This is a genomic window from Thermomonas fusca DSM 15424 (genome assembly GCF_000423885.1).
GTDB classification, from domain to species: Bacteria; Pseudomonadota; Gammaproteobacteria; order Xanthomonadales; family Xanthomonadaceae; genus Thermomonas; species Thermomonas fusca.
This window is the reverse complement of sequence record NZ_AUIV01000055.1, coordinates 1-1,290: the sequence shown is the minus strand read 5'-3', so window position 1 is coordinate 1,290 and position 1,290 is coordinate 1. Positions and strand designations below refer to the sequence as shown.

Genomic DNA, 1,290 nt, shown 5'->3' with positions numbered 1-1,290 from the left:
AGCCGCGCCGCGAAGCGGCGTCGGCTTGAACGAATTGTTAGGGCCGACGTTACGGCCGAAGCGCCGGAACCGCAAGCAGCAACGCCACGCACGACGCGGGAGCCGCTGGCCGAAGCCGAGCCACACGCAGGCCGAGGCTGGAAGAGCCGAAGCCAGAGCGCCGCCCGACCGAAGCGAGAACACTGGGCGGCGAAAGCGCAACGGCAATCACAGCACGATGCGCCAACACCTGAGCGCGAACACAAAGGTCAACTCACACGCTTGGCGGCGGCGCATCCGCGCTGTCCGAAGCGATGCTACCGAAGCGAAAAGAGGGAAGCGCGAGCCACTGACCAACGGCGACCCAGAAAAACTCCAGAAGCGCAGAGCGCGATGCAGCTACCGAAGCCGACAACACTGGAAAGCTTTTCCCCAGGCCTAACACCTGAGTTAAGCCGCGCCGCAACGAAGAGCCACCGAAGCGGGGAACAGCAAGTGGCAAGAACTTATCACGATGCCAGGAAGCGGCGTCGGCTTGAACGATTTGTTAGGGTGCAGCCGACCGTACTTGCTAGCGGTCACCGCAGGATTGCCACGCCCGCCGACGCACGAAGAAGCAGCGCGGCAGGAAGCAGGCGCCAAACGGCGCGAGGAAAAGCGGTGAACGCTGGCCTGCCAAGCGCGCTTGGCAGCGCCGTGCGATGCACCGCTTTTCTAGCAGGCGGCTGCGGATTCAGTCACTCGGCGAACGCCGCAAAAACGACTCGGTGAACTCTGATGGCTCTCGCGTCCGCCGCCTGGAATTCCGACGCTGCAGCCTAACGCTGGAATTGAGCCGAACCGCCCGCGATGAAACACAACTGCCGTGCCGCTACGAAGCGGTTTCGGCTCAAATGACTTGTTAGGGCGCAATGCGAGGACACATGAACACACTGACGAAAGCGCGGTTGGAAAGCCGGCCCGTTGAGCTGGCAGACAAATGCCTTGCCGCGATCAAGCTGCGGCAGCCTGACAGTAGCAGCACGCAAGAAACCGCAGAGTGGCAGAGAGCCGTAAACGACGCTGCTGAGCTGCGCAGGATCGTTGGCGAGTTCGTGCAGGGGATGCCGGCAGAGCATGGCCCGCTCGAATGGATCGACAACATCATTTCCTGCCAGTCGATCTACGAGATGCCGAGCCAGACAGAGCTTTTCCTGCTGAGACATGAGGTTGCGAAGCTGCTGGCCGTGCGCCCTAACACCTGAGTTAAGCCGCGCCGCGAAGCGGCGTCGGCTTGGACGAATTGTTAGGGCCGACGTTACGGCCGAAGCG

The 1,290-nt window shown here is 62.3% G+C and carries 1 protein-coding gene; it reads left to right on the top strand.

The genetic code is table 11. The annotated features are described in order from the left end of the window. Positions 1-902: 902 nt before the first annotated feature. Complete coding sequence (locus G582_RS0113330) at positions 903-1,223, top strand: hypothetical protein (protein ID WP_028840232.1); 321 nt, start codon at positions 903-905, stop codon at positions 1,221-1,223. The last annotated feature ends 67 nt before the right edge of the window (positions 1,224-1,290 follow it).